Annotated in this window: 16 protein-coding genes; 10 read left to right on the top strand and 6 right to left on the bottom strand. The window is 37.6% G+C overall.

All coding sequences use genetic code 11. The annotated features are described in order from the left end of the window. Positions 1–20 precede the first annotated feature (20 nt). A complete protein-coding gene (radA, locus tag FXX65_RS04925) occupies positions 21–1,394 on the top strand; it encodes a DNA repair protein RadA (protein ID WP_147615358.1) in 1,374 nt (457 codons plus the stop codon). A gap of 414 nt (positions 1,395–1,808) precedes the next feature. Here the strand turns inward: radA and FXX65_RS04920 are convergent, their stop codons facing one another. Together FXX65_RS04920 and FXX65_RS04915 are read right to left on the bottom strand one after the other, a co-directional pair. Further along, the gene (locus FXX65_RS04920) at positions 1,809–3,002 is read right to left on the bottom strand and encodes a TraB/GumN family protein (protein WP_147615357.1); all 1,194 of its coding nucleotides are present in this window, start codon (positions 3,000–3,002) and stop codon (positions 1,809–1,811) included. Between the two features lie 2 nt (positions 3,003–3,004). Next, positions 3,005–4,375 carry a tetratricopeptide repeat protein gene (locus FXX65_RS04915; RefSeq protein WP_187116223.1) on the bottom strand — a complete coding sequence of 457 codons (1,371 nt, stop codon included), beginning with the start codon at positions 4,373–4,375 and terminating at the stop codon, positions 3,005–3,007. 47 nt (positions 4,376–4,422) lie between these two features. On the opposite strand from FXX65_RS04915, the gene FXX65_RS04910 reads away from it, so the two are divergent. Further along, entirely contained in the window at positions 4,423–6,237 is a 1,815-nt protein-coding gene (locus FXX65_RS04910; RefSeq protein ID WP_147615355.1) for a hypothetical protein, read from the top strand. Between the two features lie 151 nt (positions 6,238–6,388). Then, positions 6,389–7,873: an MGH1-like glycoside hydrolase domain-containing protein gene (locus FXX65_RS04905; RefSeq protein ID WP_147615354.1), complete on the top strand. Its 1,485-nt coding sequence runs from the start codon at positions 6,389–6,391 to the stop codon at positions 7,871–7,873. Positions 7,874–7,977: 104 nt separating this feature from the next. On the opposite strand, the gene FXX65_RS04900 is transcribed toward FXX65_RS04905, so the two are convergent. The 3 genes from FXX65_RS04900 to FXX65_RS04890 all read right to left on the bottom strand — a co-directional run bounded on the left by FXX65_RS04900 (position 7,978) and on the right by FXX65_RS04890 (position 11,592). Beyond that, positions 7,978–9,351 carry an ATP-dependent 6-phosphofructokinase gene (locus FXX65_RS04900; RefSeq protein ID WP_147613213.1) on the bottom strand — a complete coding sequence of 458 codons (1,374 nt, stop codon included), beginning with the start codon at positions 9,349–9,351 and terminating at the stop codon, positions 7,978–7,980. A gap of 155 nt (positions 9,352–9,506) precedes the next feature. Continuing rightward, positions 9,507–10,229, bottom strand: coding sequence for a hypothetical protein (locus tag FXX65_RS04895; RefSeq protein WP_147615353.1), 723 nt, complete (start codon positions 10,227–10,229; stop codon positions 9,507–9,509). A gap of 154 nt (positions 10,230–10,383) precedes the next feature. Then, positions 10,384–11,592, bottom strand: a complete 1,209-nt coding sequence (locus FXX65_RS04890) for a hypothetical protein (protein WP_147615352.1) — start codon at positions 11,590–11,592, stop codon at positions 10,384–10,386. A 572-nt stretch (positions 11,593–12,164) separates the two neighbouring features. On the opposite strand from FXX65_RS04890, the gene FXX65_RS04885 reads away from it, so the two are divergent. From FXX65_RS04885 to FXX65_RS04860, 6 genes are all read left to right on the top strand, one after another. Further along, positions 12,165–12,770 carry a LemA family protein gene (locus tag FXX65_RS04885; RefSeq protein WP_147615351.1) on the top strand — a complete coding sequence of 202 codons (606 nt, stop codon included), beginning with the start codon at positions 12,165–12,167 and terminating at the stop codon, positions 12,768–12,770. Between the two features lie 9 nt (positions 12,771–12,779). Continuing rightward, positions 12,780–13,568, top strand: coding sequence for a TPM domain-containing protein (locus tag FXX65_RS04880; RefSeq protein ID WP_147615350.1), 789 nt, complete (start codon positions 12,780–12,782; stop codon positions 13,566–13,568). Positions 13,569–13,641: 73 nt separating this feature from the next. After that, complete coding sequence (gene dnaX, locus FXX65_RS04875) at positions 13,642–15,540, top strand: DNA polymerase III subunit gamma/tau (protein ID WP_147615349.1); 1,899 nt, start codon at positions 13,642–13,644, stop codon at positions 15,538–15,540. Next, a complete protein-coding gene (locus tag FXX65_RS04870; protein ID WP_147615348.1) occupies positions 15,527–15,838 on the top strand; it encodes a YbaB/EbfC family nucleoid-associated protein in 312 nt (103 codons plus the stop codon). Before dnaX ends, FXX65_RS04870 begins: the two co-directional genes overlap by 14 nt. A gap of 24 nt (positions 15,839–15,862) precedes the next feature. Then, positions 15,863–16,453, top strand: a complete 591-nt coding sequence (recR, locus tag FXX65_RS04865) for a recombination mediator RecR (protein ID WP_147613220.1) — start codon at positions 15,863–15,865, stop codon at positions 16,451–16,453. A 285-nt stretch (positions 16,454–16,738) separates the two neighbouring features. After that, positions 16,739–17,599, top strand: coding sequence for a flagellin N-terminal helical domain-containing protein (locus tag FXX65_RS04860; protein ID WP_147613221.1), 861 nt, complete (start codon positions 16,739–16,741; stop codon positions 17,597–17,599). Between the two features lie 15 nt (positions 17,600–17,614). Here the strand turns inward: FXX65_RS04860 and FXX65_RS04855 are convergent, their stop codons facing one another. Beyond that, the gene (locus FXX65_RS04855) at positions 17,615–18,070 is read right to left on the bottom strand and encodes a hypothetical protein (RefSeq protein WP_147615347.1); all 456 of its coding nucleotides are present in this window, start codon (positions 18,068–18,070) and stop codon (positions 17,615–17,617) included. A 197-nt stretch (positions 18,071–18,267) separates the two neighbouring features. On the opposite strand from FXX65_RS04855, the gene purD reads away from it, so the two are divergent. Beyond that, positions 18,268–19,560: a phosphoribosylamine--glycine ligase gene (gene purD, locus FXX65_RS04850; protein WP_147615346.1), complete on the top strand. Its 1,293-nt coding sequence runs from the start codon at positions 18,268–18,270 to the stop codon at positions 19,558–19,560. Positions 19,561–19,592 lie beyond the last annotated feature (32 nt).

Here is a 19,592-nt window from a genome sequence, read left to right as displayed (position 1 = left end):
TATTCACACTGGAGTTTTTTATGGCAAAAAAGAAATCATCTACGATATATAAATGCAGTGAATGCAATTATACACAACCAACCTGGCTCGGCCGCTGCCCAGAATGTGGTTCGTGGAATACTATGGAAGAATGTTTGCTCGATCCAAATTCCGTATCGCACAGTTTTGGCCTTGCAGCGACAGAAAAAGTAAAGCCAGTTCCCCTAGAAAGCGTAAGCTCCCAAGAAAATTCGCGCCTTGTAACGCAGATAAAGGAATTTGACAGAGTGCTCGGCGGTGGTGCAATGAAAAGGAGTGCGATTTTGATTGGGGGCGAACCAGGAATTGGAAAAAGTACGCTACTCTTGCAAACCGCGTCTTCAATAGCGCAAAGTTCAAAATCCGATTTCAAAAATACCGACAAAAAAATTCTTTATGTCTCTGGAGAAGAAAGTGCCGCACAGATAAAAAGCAGAGCGATTCGCCTTAATCTAAATTCAGCAGGAATAGAAATTTTATGCACGATGCGGCTGGAAGATATAAAAGAGGCTTTGATCTCGATAAATCCAATTTTTGTGATAATAGATTCGATTCAAACAGTCTATTCTGTAGAAGCAGGCCTGATTCCAGGAACGATAAATCAACTTAAATACTGTGCAAATGAACTTATAGGCTGGGTAAAAGAGCGAGACAGCGTTTTGATAATGTCCGCACATGTAACAAAAGAAGGAAACATTGCAGGTCCAAAAAGCCTTGAACACATGGTAGACACAGTAATCTCGTTTGAGAGAAGCGATGACGAAGTTCGATTTTTGCGTGCAAACAAAAACAGATTTGGCTCTGTAGACGAACTTGGTATTTTTTGTATGACAGAGTGTGGACTTGAAGGTGTAAAAGACCCAAGTGCAATGTTCATAACAAAGAGAGCAAATTCAACACCAGCAGGAATTGCAAATGCAGCGGTTTTTGAAGGAAGCAGAACTTTTATTGTTGAAATTCAAGCATTGACAGTGCCAGCAAAAGCGGCAATAAGCAGAGTTTATTCAGATAAGATTGATTCTGCAAGAGTTGCTCGCGTTGCCGCTGTTCTTGAAAAAAGGACGGGCATAAGATTTAGCGACCAGGATTTATACATAAATGTTGCAGGCGGAATACGGCTTACAGAAAGTTCAATAGATGCAGCGCTGGCAGCAAGCCTTTATTCAGCGAGGACTGATATTCCAATTTCACAAAACACTGTAATAACAGGCGAATTAAGCCTTGCAGGAGAGATAAGGCCAGTTTCGAGATTAAAGCAACGCATAAAAACCGCTTTTGAACTGGGATTTAAAACAGTGCTTAGTCCAGAACAAGAAAATGGTTCTGTTAAAATAACGACGATTAAAGAATTGATAAAAAAACTATTTGAAAAATAAAAATTATATTAAAAAAAAACGCAAATCAGAACAAACGGCATTTATTGTAGGTTGCTCGTCGGTGCGATTAATGCGACAGAGATTGTGGTTAAAGAAAAACCTCCGTGTTTTTCTTTAACAGACAGTTTTTGCAAAACTGTCGATATTGCTTGTAGGTCGCACATCCGTGTGCGACAGAGATTGTGGTTTAATAAAAACCTCCGTGTTTTTATTAAACGGACAGTTTCTAAAAAACTGTCGATATTGCTCGTAGGTGCACATCCGTGTGCACCAGCCGTCGACCGCAGGAGCGTAGCGACGAGGACGATGGAGCGTAAGGGGAACCACGCAAAGCTCGGTTTTTGCGAAACGCAAGTGGAGCAAAAAGTCGCCCTTAAAATCAATCAATGTAAAAAAAGTTTAAGTTTTATTGGGTTAAAATAGATTTGAAATAAACTGCCCAATTGAAACTACGAAATTTGCACCTGCTACAAAAGTTCCTATGGAAGAACCCAAAGATGTTAAAAAAAATACCAAAAGCACACGCAGAATTCTGTTTTTGTAAAATCCTTTTAACGAAATATCATTTTGCAAATTTTCCAAATCTCTAACTTTTGGTTTACAAACGAAAGCCTGTGCAATTGCCGTAAAAAATCCTACGCCAATAAATGGGCAAAGGCTCGTAATTGGAGCACCAACAGCTGCAACAACAATCGTTAAAGGATGGGCAAGAGCCAAAATTGCACCAATCGCTGCTAAGGAAGAATTCCAGACTATCCAAGTTCCTATCATCTGAGAGCCTTTTGTGATTCCGCCATAGACAAAACCAGCAATGATTAAAGCAATTATGAATACAGTTAATGTCCAGCCTGCAATTTTTGACGCAAGTTTTTTTTCTGGAACACAAGAAATGTCGTCTGTGTTGGAACTGATTTTTTGCTGTGCAAGTTCGTTCAAAAAAAATTCAACGCCAGGAAGATGACCTGCGCCTAAAACGGCAAGAGTTTTATTCCCTTTGCATTCCCAAATTTTACTTGCTAAATATCTGTCGCGTTCGTCAATCAAAACTCTTTTTACGACAGGCATATAATCGGCAAGTTCGCTCATCATGCTGTCCATTTCTGAACGATTTTTTAGATTTTCAATTTGTTCGCCGTTCACTTCTTCTTTGTCAAAAGCGCTTGCAATCAAGGCGGAAAGCAATTTGCATTTTCCCCAAAAAGAATTTTCTGCCCAAGCACGACGCAATGTAGTTTGAATTGGCCTGTCCACCATTGCAACTGGAATACTGTTTTCTTTTGCAGCAAAGTCCGCCGCTCGCATTTCGTCTCCAGGCTTAACGCCCACAGAAGTTCCCATCCTTTTTTGGAAGGCCGAAAGCACGAGATTTGCAAGCAACAAAAATCCCTGTTTGTTTTTTATTACCTTTATTATGTCCAAATTGCGCCAGCTTTCGTCATCATTTAAAGATTTATAGCGATTTTCATCTAACTCTATAGCAACACAATCCGGTTTTTTCTCTTGAATTGCAATTTTTACCTGTTCGCAACTTTCTTGGCTTATGTGTGCGGTGCCGATTAAGATAATTTCTCGTTCACCGAATTTTAATATCTTTTCTGTCTGACTCATAATCAGTTAGTTTCTCCGCCAGCCCACTGTGCAAGCCTGTATTCAAAGAACATAGGACTCTGCATCTGCGTCACTTCGTTATAGTATTTATGTGCGAGGCTGTCATTTCCGTTTAAAGTATAGTAAAGTGCAAGGTAGAACAAGTACTTTCCTTTTTTTGTTCTGTTTGTTTCTTTTTGAATATTGAGTGCAACGTCTGCATCTCCACCTCTATCGTGGTAAAGGCGAATCAATTTGTATTCCATTCCCTGCTTGTCTGCCGATTTTTTCATCAAATTTTCTGTAAACGCTCTCATCTCTTGAATTTTTGACCTTTTATACATACAAGCCGCTACCATCAATTTATACGAAATGCTATCGGGATTTTTTTTGAGTGCTTCTTCAAATGCCTTTTGCGACTCTTCCCAATTTCCGCTGTCCCATGCAAACATCCCCAGCGATTCGTAAGCATAATAATATTGAGAATTTTTCTCTACGGTTTTTCGATAATATTCTAAGGCATCGCTCCGCCTATTTTGCTCATCATAAAGTCCTGCCAGATACGCATAGCCCAAAAAATAATCGCTTTCTAGCGAAATGGCTTTTTTCCATGCGTCTTCTGCATCTTTATAGCGACCTGCCATGCGACTGTAAGTTCCAAAATCAAACCAATGGTCGATATTTAAAGGCTCGTATTTGAGGGCAACTTTTACATATTCAATCGCTTTTTTATATTGCTTATTTTCCGCCTCATACTTTGCAAGATATGCGTTAACTTGCGGATTTTCTGGATTAAGTTTATAAAGTTTATTGAATGCATCCTTTGCATCTTTGTCTTTTTCCATGTAGTAACACATTTTTGCGTAGCCAAACAGTGCGTCCGTATCTTCTGGAGAGGAAACCAAAGCCTTACGATAGTAATCGCGTGCATTTCGCCAATTCTTTTTGAGAGCCTGCTCATCTGCAAGTTCAATATTTGCGCCTGCATTATTCGGTTCAATCGCCAAAATCTGCTTTATGAATTTAGCTTTTGAAGCATTGTCTCCTTTTTTTTTGGCAACCATCACATTTATGTTCAAAACTTCCAAATTTTTGGGTTCTTTTGCATATAAAGATGATGCCAATTCCTGCGCCTGCAAAATTTTATTTGCAGAAAGATACAAACTCGCCTTGAGCGACATCATATCAACATCGTCTTTTAATTTTTCTGGAATTGAATCGAAAAGATTTAGCGCTTCTTCTGTTGTTCCATTTTGTAAAATCGAACTTAAATTTTGAACAAATTGAATTTCTGCATTCTGACTTTGCGCAAATACATTTTTACAAAAAAAAGTGCAGCAAAAAATCGTTGCACATAAAAAAAATTCAAATCTTTTTCCAAATAGAATTTTCATTTTTATCCTCATTGAAAATATTGGTACCATTGGTTAAACTGACACAAATGTCGAAACATCCAATCAGAAAAATGCTGGGACTAACTCTCCTTTACAGTTCTATAATTATCGGAATTTTTGTCCTTCAATTTAGAAACGAATCCGTTATTTTAAAAAACATTGGGCTTTTGCGAATGTCTGTAGCTCAAACTCAAGATGCAGACGGAAATATGTCTCTTAAAAATACTTTTTCCGTATCTTTTAAAGGCATATCTTTTTCTGCAGACGATGTAAATCCTGCAAAAATTTTTATGATTGGCAGCGAATCTCCAAAAAACTTGATTTTACAAAGTTGGGAACAAAACACTCCTTTAAGTTTAAAATTAAATTTTTCACAGGGCACTTCGCTAATTTTTTCTGTAAGCGACACTTCTTCAAAAGCTTCACTTTCAATTTTTGCAATAATGCCCACAAATGCGTCTCAGGTTTCTTTGAACTACAAACCAGTTTCAGGATATTCTGTTACGGAACAAAGCAGAACCAGACAACTTTTTAGTTCAAAGGGAATTTCTTATACTATGACTGCTGCACAAATTCAAGATACACAGATAGTTTTAACGAATTCTTCAAACACAGCTTTATACACACGCTACGATCCTTCAAAAACCTTTAATTTTGATTCAATTCCTCAAGATTCTGAAACCGCAACCTTTGCAGCCTATGAGCAGACTGTAAAAAAATACAGGGCAAATCTAGTTTCGCAAGCAACAACAGCATTTACAGATTCTTCTGCACTTTCGGAAGTCATAGTTGCAGCGTATGTTGCAGAAATGGCATCTCAATCAAAATACGCACAAGCATTAGAGATTGTTCCAGAGTCATTTAAAAAAGGAACTAGAAGAACTTATCTTACATCTCCGTATTTTAATTCTTTAGTTTCGATGAATTCCACTTTAGTGATGGCAAACGAAAATTTTGCTCAGATGATAAAAAACGCCTTGGCACAAAAATCTCTTGACCCTTTTGCAGCAGACAATATTGGCGACTACATGTTGCGTTCATCTTTAAATCCAGACGTTCACGCTTTGGCGGCCTTACCTGCGAGCCTTGCAAATTTTGAGCCAACCCTTGCGCAAGCAACTGGAATTTTAAGCGTGTACATCGCTTCAAAAAAAGCTTCGTCACAGCTGGCTATTCCTTTGGAAAATGTCATAGAGCCTTGCTTAAAAGCGATAACAGATTTATGCACAATTTCTTCCGATAATCTGATTATTCATGAAAAAGATGGAAACGCAAGTTTTGTTCAAACTGTAGAAACTGGTAGTGTTCTTTTAGATTATGGAAATTTGACTTTTGATGAAAAATATAAAAGAGGTGGTTATATGCTGATAAACACGGCATTTAATCAAAATCCAACCTTTGATTTAAGAGCTATGGCAGAAATTTATCCTTTTATGGTGAAATCAAATCCTGCATATCCACATTCACTACCTATTTATTCCGATGGGAACGAAACGGTTTGGGCATGGACTTGCGCATCTAACATCACCTACGAAGAAAACGAGGATAAAACAGAAGCGTCTATTGTAGTTTCTTTTAAGCAAGGCGACACTCAATATATAATTTTAAAAGGGATAAAGCCATTTTTTGGTATCGAAATTTATGGCTTGAGTTTCCACACAGATCCTCGGTTCGAGACATACAATTCTTCTGGCTATGCATATCAGGAAGCGACACATACTCTGCTCCTAAAATCAAGGCACAAAGTTTCAAATGAAAAAATCCGCCTTTATTTTAGCAGGAAATCAACTCAAAAAGCTGAAGAACCAAAAGAAGAACCACAACAAACTATAGAACAAACAGAAGACGAAAATCCTGAATAAAAATTAAACTGATTTTCAATCATTTTTTTAGTCTTTACGTCAAGGGCAAAACATTAAAATTTTCAATTTTTTTTTGTAATTTTTACCCTATTTTTATGTTTTTATGATATAGTTAAAAGCACGGTAATTAAATTTTGCAAAAGAGGCTATTGTGAATAAACGCGACTTTCCGAAAATCCATTTTTACGATCAAGATTTTGTAGACATCTACGATAAAACTTGGGCTTGGCTTTCAAGTTTTTGGATTGACACAAAACTTAAAGAAAATGCGAATGACGGTTATTTCGTTTATCCACAGGACAAAAATAGCGAGCCGGTTTTATCAAATCCAACAGATGCTCAAACCACTCAAAAAATCGAAAACGCAACAGTAGATCAATTTGAATCGATTTTTTCATCCTTTTTTCTAGTTTATTCAAACAGAAATTTTCCCGCAAATCAAAATTTAGACTACTTTTATAACAAACAAGAAGCTAACGGAGCGATTCGCTGGAAATACGACTTAAAAACTGGAGATGCTGTAACAACTCCAGAAAATCCAGAAGGAATTGGGCTGCCGCTATTCGCCTGGGCGGAATTTAATCTCTATCATAAATCTGCAAACAAACGAAGAATAAAAGACATAATGCCAATTCTTCAAAAATATATGGACTGGGTGGATCAAACATACAAACAGCCAAATGGACTTTACAGTGCACCTGTGTCTGCGGGTACAATGTTTAATTCCCCAAGAAAAGATTGCTATTACTCTGTCGATTTTAATGCGAGTGTTGCGATAAATTGTGCCCACATGAGTGCTTTGGGCGACATCTTAAACGACAAAGACTTGAGCTTTCAATATAAAAGAGCATATTTTTCTTTAAAAACTAGAATAAATTCTTTGATGTGGGATGCAGAGTCTAAATTCTATTACGATTTAGATAAAGACGAGCAAAAACTTTCGGAAAAGACAATTGCTGGATTTTGGCCTCTTCTTGCAGAAATACCAAATGCAGATAAAGCAGACCTTCTGATTGAACACCTTTCAAATCCACAAACATTTGGGACAGACCACCCTTTTCCAACTTTGAGTGCAGACAGTCCAAATTTCAACGAAAACGGAAACGGATTTTGCGGTTCGGTTTACCCAGCATTCAACTTTATGATTATAAAGGGGCTGGAAAAATATCAACGCTACGATTTAGCACGCGAATGTGCAATCCGCCACCTTTACTTTGTTTTAGAAGCATTGCAGCCCGCAGACGGAAAAAAAGGCGATATGTACGAGGCTTACAAACCTTGCAAAGAAGGCTACGCTTTAATGGACGGAAATTCAAATTATCCAAGAGTTCATTATTTACAGACCGTTGGACTTTCTACAATAGCGTTGATGATAGAAAATGTAATTGGACTTTCCATAAGCTTGCCAAGAAAAACAGTTGACTGGATAATACCAAATTTAGAAATAATGGGAATCGAAAAACTTTCTCTAAAACGCAATTTAATAACAATCTTGAGCAACAAGAGTGTGCGCGGTTGGGAAATCCAGATGGAAAGCGAAAAACTTTATTACTTTACTATAAATATCTTAGATCAAAAGAAAAAAACTTTGCCAATTCCAAGTGGCAAATGTTCAATGCTAATAGATAAACTGTAGAATATAAAAGCAAATATAAAAGGTTGCCTCAGTACAGACAACCTTTTTTTATGCAAAAAGTCTATATACTTGCCAATCAAAAAATTTGATAAATAATAAGCAGACTAATCCAAGTCTCCTTCCCCTGATTTTACTTTATCAGATATGGAATTAAGATTGTTTACCATAATAATTGGTTGGCGAGTTGCGTCCAAAGCATCGCGCCAAAGGGCACTTTCTGGATCAACAAAATTACGTTCCATCGTTACCATCTTAATTGGAATATGAACATACTTATTGTTTACCAATCCAACAACCATTTTGGTCTTCCCTGCCATAGCAGCATGCACCGCATAAGAACCTAAACGCTCGCAATAAATAGAATCGTTTGAAGTTGTTTCAGAAGAGCGAATTTGATAACTAGGGTCTACGTATTTTAAATTTATATGAATATTTCTACTTTTAAAATATTCATTGATTTTATCTCGCAAATATACACCAACATCAGAAAGTTTTTTATTTCCACTAGCATCTGTTTCTCCGCTAGTAGCGAGCAAATCTTGACCTGCACCTTCTGCAACTATTACAACAGCATGGTGCCTATCTAAAATCCTTTTTTCTAGATGATGCAAAAATCCGTTAGGACCATCTAATTCAAAAGGGATTTCTGGTATTAAACAAAAATTTGTTTCATGGCTACCCAAAGCGGTTCCTGTCGCGATAAATCCAGATTCTCTACCCATCAATTTTACAAGACCAATCCCGTTGATTTGAGAAGAAGCTTCCATGTGAATCGCCCTAACCGCTTCGCAAGCACGTTCTACAGCAGTTTCAAAACCAAAAGAGCGATCAATAAAAAGAAGATCGTTATCAACAGTTTTTGGAATTCCTACAACAGCAACTTTAAGACCTCGTTTTTCAATTTCATTTGCGATATCCAATGCTCCTCGTTGCGTTCCGTCGCCGCCAATTATAAAAAGCATATTTATGCTTAGAGATTCAACAGAATCAACTATATCGTTTACACGGTTTCCACCGCCCCTACTAGTACCAAGAAAAGAGCCTCCGATTTTATGAATATCGTCAACAACACTTGGATTTAAATCAATAGTACCAAAACCGCTTTCTGGGAAAAAACCTTTAAACCCAAACCTAAAACCCCTAATTTTCTTAACGCCGTAACGATAATAAAGACAACGAACAATCGCTCTGATTACATCATTTAATCCTGGACAAAGCCCTCCACAAGTACATATTCCTGCCGTTACATGCGCAGGATTAAAGTAAATATATTCCCTAGGGCCTGCCTTCTGCATCAAGTTTGTTAAATTGAGCCCATCTGTTTTTTCTGAATCTTCAAAAACATTAATCTCATTGCGAACATAAGAATTATCGGTTACATAAGTAGCACGTAAATTTCCATGTTTAGTAGAAAGTTCTATAGGAGAGTGAACCTTGCACGGTCCAAGAGTTTCAATCGTAAAATCATAAGTTTGCATTATTTATTCCTCCGCAAAACAATATAAATTCTACAGTTTTATATAATTATTTTCAAATAAAAGCATATTATTCGGTAAAAATTAAAAACAATAAAAGGAATTCAACCTTTTATAAAAAAAATATGAGTGCACAAAGTATATGAAATATAAAAATCTTACAAAAGAGAAACAATAAATTGGTTTATAGCGGTTTCGATTAGCTCTGGGAATAAATCAACAAATTCATCGCGGTCATAATTTGAATTTATTATAACAGCACCCTTAGTTCCAGAAACAGTTATTCTATCTTTTATAAGAATTTTTCCGTAAGAATTATAAAGATTTACATTCATAACCAAAACAGGAACCATCTGAAGTTCTCTAGATAAAATCTCTTCTTTTTTCCTAAACTCAAAACCCAAAGAAATAAGGCTTTTCGCTCCAATTTCTTTTCCTAAAAGTCGTGCATTTTTTGAACCCACATTTGCCATATTAAAATTATAATTATAGGCAGATTTCTGTGTTGAAAGATAATCAAATACATTCTTATCTTTTTTGTAATATCTAGAAGCAACAACTTTTTCTCTTTCAATTACTGTAAGTTGTGCTATATCAGCGAGAGCCTTGCTTAAATAATCTGCTGCAAAATCAACCCTATCTTGAGCAGTAAGCCTTTCCGCATCAGAAATATTGAATTTTTTATTTATGACATCGTTTATTAAACCATCACTTTCATCGTTAATCTCGCCGGTATCTTCGATTTTGTAAATGGTTGCATTTCCATTAACTGTCAAAATTGCTATAGGTGAACAATCAGAGAGAGTAACCTTACTAGAAGCACAACCTGCCAAAAATAAAACCGAAAGTAAAAATATTAAAATAATACTTTTTTTATACATCTAAAATATTCCTTATAAAATCATTATATATTTCAATAAAAAACAAACTTATAAAAAAAAACTAATTAAAAAGGAAACACACTTCTATCTAAAAAAGGGCAAAGCCCTAATAGGACCTTGCCCTTTTCTTTAAGTTAACGTTACCGTCAGATTATTACATCTTTACGCGGAAAATAACAGGAACGCCAATCTTTGTTTTTACAGGATTGTAAGTAGCTACATCTTTAGAAGAGTTGAGAGCCTGTGTATATTCAACAGCTACAGTTACAGCAGCGCCTTTTCCTGCAGTAAATTTAGCACGTGGTGAAATTACGATTACATTTTCTGCCAAATCTTTCTTGTCGTTGTCATCAAGGTCACACATATCCAAGCGTGCATCGAGAGCAACAGTAACAAGGTTGTTTACCATGTAAGAAACTTCAGTTCCAGCTTCCAAAGCAGTTTCTGCATCAAAACCCTTAGGCTTAGCATAAGAATATTTTGCAGCCAAAGTTGCGATAAGTGGACCAGAAGTAAACTTGTAGCGACCATCAACAGCAAGAGCAGTATCAAGTTCATCTTTCTTTGTACCGTAAGTAACACCTACTGCAGCAGAGTTATTGTCATTGATTTTTACTGTTGAATAAAGACCAACACCAAAACCTTTGTTTTCTGGATTTTTGAAGATAAAGTCAAAAGTTAAACCTTTTCCATTCCATGCAGCTTCTGCTACATAACCTGCAGACTGAGTGAATGTATCTCCGTCTGAATTTGTATATGTATCGTAAGCATTCTTTACGAGACTTGCTTTCAACAAGAGCTTTCCACCTGCAACATCAGCAAGAGTATAAGCAAATGTCAAAGAAAGATCTTTTGAACCTTTAAAAGCAGATGCATTGTCAAAGTCATAAAGCCATGTTTTACCTACTGTTTTCAAGGCAGTACCAGCACCGTTGAGTCCTGTAGCAATTTTGTTAGAAAGACCGTATTTAGCAATATCGCTATCAACAAGACCACCTTCTGTAGCGCTTGAGTTAAAGCGAGCTGTATAGCGGCTGTCGTATTTACCAGCAGTAATTGCAAGATTTCCAAAGTTCATCCAACCGTAGTAGTTATCAAGTTCTACTCCTGGAGCGGCAGCGCCAGCATCCCAAGTTGATTCAAGAACAGCACCAGCATAAGCGTTAGATGCAGCAATTTTTACTGTATCAGCAGCTTTAGCGCCATCAAGTTTGAAAAGCTCAGAAGTCTTCTTACCATCTTCTTTTTTTGATGTTGTGTAAAGATTAGGACGAACACGAGAATTGATATTAACAGTAACATCAGCTGCTACGAGTGAAAGTCCTGTAACTGCGAGAAGTACAGTTCCTATGATTTTTTTCATATAAAAAATCCTCCTATTTTTTCGGAAAATTTAAACCAACGGTTTTTACTTTTTCCATTTGCAACTAGGATAACACGGCGATTTTTTACAGTCAACAAAACTTTTTCAAAAACTTGCTACAAAAATGCGTATTTTTTGTAAATTATTGAATTTTTTTTTATAAATATAAAAACTTTTTATTAAACCTAAAGACATTCATAGAGAATTTTCAAGGTCTAATTCAAAAAATCTAAATTCTACCCACAAGGAAAAGTCAAAGTACATAAAAAACTTGCCTGTAAAAAGGATATTCCTTATTATTTAAATATCTTTTTATAAAGACAAGAAATTGGGCGGCTTTTTGCATTCGCAAAAATCAGGCTTTGCGGGGTTACGCTGTCGCTTCATTCAACGCGTTGCGTTGAACTGGCTTCGCCAGCCCCTCCAATCCTTGCCGCACACGGATGTGCGGTTACAAATCATGTCGACAGTTTTTGAAAAAAAACTGTCAGGTTTAGAAAAACACGGACGTTTTTATAAACCGCAATCCTTGCCGCAAACGGATGCGCGGTTACAATAAAATGGAGATATCTATGAAAGGACTTAAAAAATTTGCAATAATTGCAGCGGTTATCGCAGTTATTGCACTCATCTTGTACAATTTTTTTGCTGGTAATTACAACAAAATGGTAACTTTAGACGAAAGCGTAACGAGTGCATGGAGTCAGGTAGAAAATCAGTATCAACGCAGGCTCGACTTAATTCCCAACCTTGTAAGCACTGTAAAAGGCTACGCAAGCCACGAAAAAGAGGTTTTTGAACAAGTTGCAGAAGCTAGAAGCCGTGCTGGAGGAATTGTAAAAGTTGACTCTGCTATCTTAGAAGACAGCAAAAAACTAGCGGAATATCAAAAAATTCAAAACGAATTGGGCGCGAGCTTGCAAAGGCTTCTGGCAATTTCAGAAAATTACCCTCAATTAAAAGCAAATCAAAATTTTCTTGCTTTGCAAGACGAACTTGCGGGAACAGAAAATAGAATTTCTGTCGAAAGAAGACGCTTTAACGACGCAGTGCGTTCGTACAACTCGTTTATAAGAAAATTTCCTCAAAATATCATTGCAAATATGAACGGGTTTGAGAAAAAAGCATATTTTGAAGCCGAAACTGCTGCCTCAAAAGCACCAACAGTATCTTTTTAATGTTTTAATATGAAATTTTATCACTCGCATTCTTTTAAAAGTTTCGTTTTATTTTTTCTGTCTATTTTTTTAGGAACGACATTCTTATCGGCAAAAGAAATTTCTGTTCCAACACAAAAAGCATGGATTACAGACAATGCCGGTTTGATAAATCCTCAAACTCTGACAAAAACAGAAAGCTTTCTCGAAGAAATTGACAAACAAACCGGCGTTCAAATCGCGGTTTTAACTGTGCAATCCTTAGGCGAAGGTGAAGATTCTGTTTCGATAGAAGAATACGCTTCTCTAGTATTTGAAAAATGGCGACTAGGACAAGCAAACAAGGACAACGGTATTCTGCTCGTAGTTTCGTTGCAGGACAGAGCGGTGCGAATAGAAGTTGGCTACGGACTTGAAGGCGTTTTAACAGACACAAAATGCGGGCTAATAATCCGCAACTTTATAATTCCGCATTTTAAAGAAGGCGATTATTCTGGAGGAATTTTAGAAGGAATAAAAATTCTTGCAGGTTATGCAACCGACGACCAAAAAATAAAAGACAAAGTCGAATCTTCCGGAGATGAAGGTCTTACAAAATTCATTCCACTTTTTATGTGGCTCGTGTTCGTCGCAATCATCATAATTTCAAACATCTTTGGTCCTCGCGGAGGAAATAGAAGACCACCTAGAAGTGGCGGATTTTTCTTTGGAGGTGGCTTTGGTGGTGGAAGCAGTTTTGGAGGCGGAAGCTTCGGTGGTGGCTTTAGCGGTGGTGGCGGAGGTCGCTCTGGTGGTGGCGGTGCAAGCGGCAGATGGTAAAAAATATTCTCGCTTGAGTTTAAACAAAACTCTGTGTGTTGAGAATTAAAGTTTTTTAGGATATTCTTAGCCTATGTCTTATGAAGTAACTGCTACTCGGCGACGACCACAAAAGTTTGAAGATTTAGTTGGTCAGGAATTTGTTGCACAAACTTTCCACAATGCTATTCAATCTAAAAAAATTGCACATGCATATCTATTTTCTGGACCAAGAGGTTGCGGAAAAACTTCTACCGCTCGCATTCTTGCAAAATCACTAAACTGTGCAGAAGGTCCTATTGCAACACCTTGTGGTCATTGCCAGCAGTGCATGGAAATAACAAAAGGCAGTTGTACCGATGTTATAGAAATTGACGGTGCTTCCAACACTTCTGTAAACGATGTAAGACAAATAAAAGACGAAGTTTTATTTCCTCCGCAGAGTTGCCGCTATAAAATTTATATAATAGATGAAGTTCACATGCTTTCTACATCTGCGTTCAATGCACTTTTAAAGACAATAGAAGAACCACCACCTTACGTAATATTTATTTTTGCAACAACTGAACTTCAAAAAGTTCCTGCAACGATAAAAAGCCGCTGCCAGCAGTTCAATTTTAGGCTTGTTCCCATAGAAAAAGTAAAAGAGCAACTCTCGCTCGCCGCAAAAGAAATTGGCGTAAAAGCGGAAGATGAAGCGCTTTATTGGATTGCACGAGAATCCACAGGCTCTATGCGCGACGCTTACACGCTTTTTGACCAAGTTGCAGCCTTTAGCGCAGACGAAATAACTTACGACAAAATTCGCGACAAACTTGGTCTTGTTGGCGTTGATCGTTTAAACGAGATTTTTGAAGAATGTGTAGATAATAAAACAAAACCCGCCTTAGAAAAATTGGATTCTTTTTTGCAGGCAGGAATTTCTATCGATTTATTGATTTCCAATGCGACGGATTATCTTCGCTCAATTTTGCTAATAAAAAGTGGAATAACAAAAGAAGCACTTTTAGGGCAAAACGCCGAAAGATACAGCTCAAAAGTTTTAGAAAGATGGAATTCTGTTCAAATTGAACGTGCCCTAAGCTTGTTTTTAAATTTATATCGCGAAATTCGATATTCTTTAAACCCACGCTATGAACTTGAACTTGCTTTTAGCAGACTTTGTTGGCTTAATCAATATGTTTCTGTAGCAGAAGTAAAAAATGCAATAGACAAAGCAAAATCGCTTTTGCTTTCTAAAAACGATTTTAGAGACGAAGATTCTGTATCTCAACAAAATTTTGTTCAAAATCAAAATGCACAGCCACAAAAACCTGCACACTTTTTTGCACAAGACATAGAAGACGCCAAAAGACAAGAATCTTTTACAAAACAAAACGAAAACGCACAACGAGAAGAAAATTTTTCAACACAAAACGAAAACTCACAACGCAAAGAATCTTTTGCAGAACAAAACGAAAACTCACAATCTTTTATTAAAGGCGGCGCTGAACCGCCTGAACAAACAGCAAAGGTTCAAGAGCCAATAAGAGATATGGCTCAACTAAAAAAGGCGGTTTTATCAAAACTTTCTGTGAGCGAAAAAACCGCAATTCTTGCAACAACTTTGATTCAAACTGGCAATTGGATTTTACAAGGAAATGAAATTTCAACAGTTGTCGCTTCCGCATTTACTCAAAATCAACTGCATAGGCAAATTTCTGAAATTTCAGATATAATTTCGACTTTTTACGGAAGCCCAATTTCTTTTAACGTAAGCGTAAAACAGGCTGTTCAGATAAACGATACAGAAAATGCACCCAAAGAAGTTCAACTTTTATGCTCGCTTTTTAGAGGCGAAATTGTATCCAAAGGCGAAAAAGTTGAATCTGCAAAACCAGAAGAAAAATCGCAAGGCTTTGCAAATTCTGACGAAGCAGAAAATTCTAACGACGAACCTGAAAATACAAATTTTGAACTTTCAATACAGGAGGACGAAGATGAATCCGTTTGATTTTGTAAAAAATCTAAAAGATATTCAAGGAACAATGACAAAACTAAAGGAAGAAATGGCAAGTTTGACTGCAACTGGTTCTTCTGGTGGCAATATGGTGCAAGTTACCGTAAATGGACAGATGGAAATGACTGCGATAAAAATTGACCCGATTGCCGTTGACCCTAGAGATGTCAAAATGCTTGAAGACTTAATAGTTGCAGCTACTCACAATGCAATGGAAAAAATCCAAGAGATTATAAAAGAAAAAGCAGGTCCTATGATGAGTGGCATGGATATGTCAAAATTTGGGCTTTAATTTTACAGAGAACGATTTATATAAATGAATGCGATTGACGAATTAACAGAGAGTTTTTCTCGGTTGCCAGGAATTGGTAAAAAAAGTGCAGGGCGACTTGTAAATTTTTTATTAAAAGCGGATTCTGCGTGGATTGAACGTTTTGCCAACCAACTTGCAAATCTGCAAAAGAAAATTCATGCTTGCTCTATATGCGGCTCGTGGACAGAAAACGACCCTTGTCCTATCTGTAGCGATACTTTGCGAGATAAGTCGATTATATGCGTTGTAGAACAGCCGCAAGATGTAAACACGATAGATTCTTCAAACGAATACAATGGACTTTTTCATGTTTTGGGTGGAGTTATTGCTCCATTAGACGGAATTGGCCCTGACCAGCTTAGAATAAAAAGCCTTTTAGAGAGAATAAAATCTGGAACTGTTAAAGAAGTTATTTTGGCAACAAACCCAACTGTAGAAGGCGACACAACTGCTATGTATATTCAAAGAGTTATATCGAGTATGAGCGATGTAAAGATTACTCGGCTTGCAAGCGGCTTGCCGGTTGGCGGCGACCTTGAATATATCGACAAATTGACACTCGCGCGGAGTTTTAGGGGAAGAAGTTCGTTCTAATTGTAGCCCCGGGTGTAAGGGCAGCAATGCTGGTGTGCTATGCACACCGAAGCGAAAGCGTAGCCCTGCAACACGGGTCGCGTAAAATTGATGCGCTCCTAAATCCCTTTAAAATTTTATTTTGCCTACGATTAACAAAAAAAATGAATTATCGCAAATAAATTTGCATTTTTTTCTAAAGTCATTTTTTGTATCTCCGATATGTAATGTATAGGGTGGTATGCCCGGGGACTACAGGTAAAAATTCTGTAGTAATTCGACCAGATCTTACAAGGAGATAATATTATGGTTATCAATCACAACATGAGTGCTCAGTTTGCACAGCGCTCCACAGGTCTTACAGAACTCAACAACACTAAAAACATGGAAAAGCTTTCATCAGGCATGAAAATTAACCGTGCTGGTGATGATGCTTCTGGACTTGCCGTTTCTGAAAAAATGAGAGCACAGATTCGCGGTATGAATCAGGCATCTATGAATGCGCAAAATGGTATTTCGTTTATCCAGACTACTGAAGGATATTTGCAGGAAACTACAGACATTATGCAGAGAATTCGCGAATTGGCTGTTCAGTCTTCCAACGGTATATACAGCGAAGAAGACCGCATGCAGATTCAGGTTGAAGTAAGTCAGCTTATTGCAGAAGTTGACCGCATTGCTTCTCAGGCTCAGTTCAACGGTATGAATATGCTTACTGGTCGTTTTGCTCGCCCTACTGGCGAAAATACTGTTACTGGTTCTATGTGGTTCCATATTGGTGCAAATATGGATCAGAGAACTCAAGTTTTCATTGGGACAATGTCTGCAGCCGCTCTTGGACTTCGTAACGTTGGTTCAGAAGAAATTATGACTATTGCTGCTCCTGAAGACGCTAACCGCGCTATTGGAACTATTGACGAAGCACTCAAAAAGATTAACAAACAGCGTGCTGACCTTGGCGCTTACCAGAACCGCCTTGAAAAGACTGTAACAGGTCTCGACATTGGTGCTGAAAACCTCCAGGCTTCTGAAAGCCGCATCCGCGATACTGATATGGCTAAAGAAATGGTAGATTTTACAAAGAACCAGGTATTGACTCAGGCTGGAACTGCAATGATTGCTCAGGCAAATCAGAGTTCACAAAACGTTTTGAGCTTGCTCAGATAGTATTTATAAAATTGGCTAAAGGACTCCCGCTTGGGAGTCTTTTTTTATGCCATAGCAGTTTGTACAACCGATTATTATGACGTGTTTTTTGTTTTTTTCTTTGTTGAATAAGCGCGATATTAAATATCCGTCTAAAGCAAGATTTTTAGAGCAGACTGGGCATATTCTTTTTACGCCGGGTTCTAATTTGGGATAGCAATGAGGACATCCCAAAATTGTCATCCTCTGGTCTGGAGTATTCATCGGTCTAAAAATGCGGCTCGTCATATCTTCGCCTGTGGCAAGCGGTGTTGAACACAGCGGACAGCGGACAAAATCGATTTTTCCGTCTTCTGTCTTTTGAGTTTTTAATCTTTTTTTTGAAAATTCATCGTTTTGATTTTTTAATTTCAATTTGTAAAAAAAAGTAAACAACCATATCAAAAGTGTAATCGCAGAAAACATTGCAAAATAAGTGAAAAAATCTTTCATGAAAAAAATTGTATCATATAGCGCAAAAATTGAATTGATTTTTTTTTTGCAGTCGCAGTCGCACTCGCACTTGCATTAAAAGTTAGCAGTGGCAAAACAAAAATTGCGTTCGCTATGCTGATATTTACAGAATTTCTGACAAAACGCCTTGATTTATAGTATAGTATTTTCAGTTTTATTTTGAAGGATTGTTGAATATGAAGGTAATGGTTATAGGAAGCGGCGGACGAGAACATACAATCGCCTGGAAACTTGCTCAAAGCGAAAAAATCGACGAAGTGATTTGCGTTCCTGGAAACGGTGGAACTTCTAAAGAAGCAAAATGCAAAAACGAAAATGGCGATGCTGTTGAAATTGCAACGCGAGAAAAAATTGATTTTGCCGTTGTAGGCCCAGAAGACCCTTTGGCAGACGGAATTGCGGACAGACTTTGGAATGCAGGAATTAAAACGGTAGGTCCTAAGGCAAAAGGCGCCGCATTGGAAGCGTCCAAAGACCTTTCAAAAGAATTTATGAAAAAATACGGAGTGCATTGCGCTTCATCGGAAACTTTTACGAACAAAGACGACGCTCTTACATATATTCAAAAAAAAGGCGCACCAATCGTTGTAAAAGCAGATGGGCTTGCAGCAGGAAAAGGCGTGGTTGTTGCAAAAACCGTTGAAGAAGCCAAAAAGGCTGCAACAGATATGATGGAAGGAGAGTTTGGCGAAGCTGGAAAAAAGCTTGTAATAGAAGATTATCTTCAAGGAGTTGAAATTTCAGTGCTTGCAGCGGTGAGCGTTTCTGAAGAAATCGCAAAACAGAATAAAGCCTGCATAAAAGCGTTTCTTCCAGCACGCGATCACAAAAGACTTTTGGACGGTGCAAAAGGACCTAACACTGGCGGAATGGGTGCTGTCTGTCCGCTTAATGATGTTAGCGAAGATACAATGCTCGCTTTTGAAAAAAATATACTCCAGCCAACTTTGCGCGGTCTTATTGAAGAAAAAATGGACTATCGCGGATTTATCTTTTTTGGGCTTATGCTCACAAAAGATGGACCAAAAGCACTTGAATACAATGTTAGACTTGGTGACCCAGAAACTCAGGCAGTACTTCCGATGATGGATTTTGATTTTGCGGAACTATGCCTCGCAATAATGGACGGAACTCTTTGCGATTTTAAAATGAACTGGAAGGATGGTTTTCAAGTTGCACCAGTTGCGGTAAGCGGCGGCTATCCTTTGCAATATCCTAAGGGGAAATTGATAACCTTGGATAGCAAAAAAATTGACGCGATTGGAGCAAAAGTTTTTTTTGCAGGTGCAAGCTCAAACGAAGATGGAAAAATCGTTACAAGTGGTGGAAGGGTTTTAGCGTGTTCTGCACACGGAAAATCATTTGAAGACGCTTGGAAAAAAGCGTACAGCGCACTTGAATGCATAAACTATGATGGAATGTTTTATAGAAAAGATATTGGACTTCCTGGAGCTGCAGAAAGCAATTAAAAATTTTTGGCTGCCATTTTGAATCTTGATTC

Origin of the sequence: Treponema pectinovorum (genome assembly GCF_900497595.1) — a bacterium.
GTDB lineage: Bacteria > Spirochaetota > Spirochaetia > Treponematales > Treponemataceae > Treponema_D > Treponema_D pectinovorum.
The sequence above is the reverse complement of the archived record's forward strand: the minus strand, read 5'-3'. Positions and strand labels throughout refer to the sequence as shown.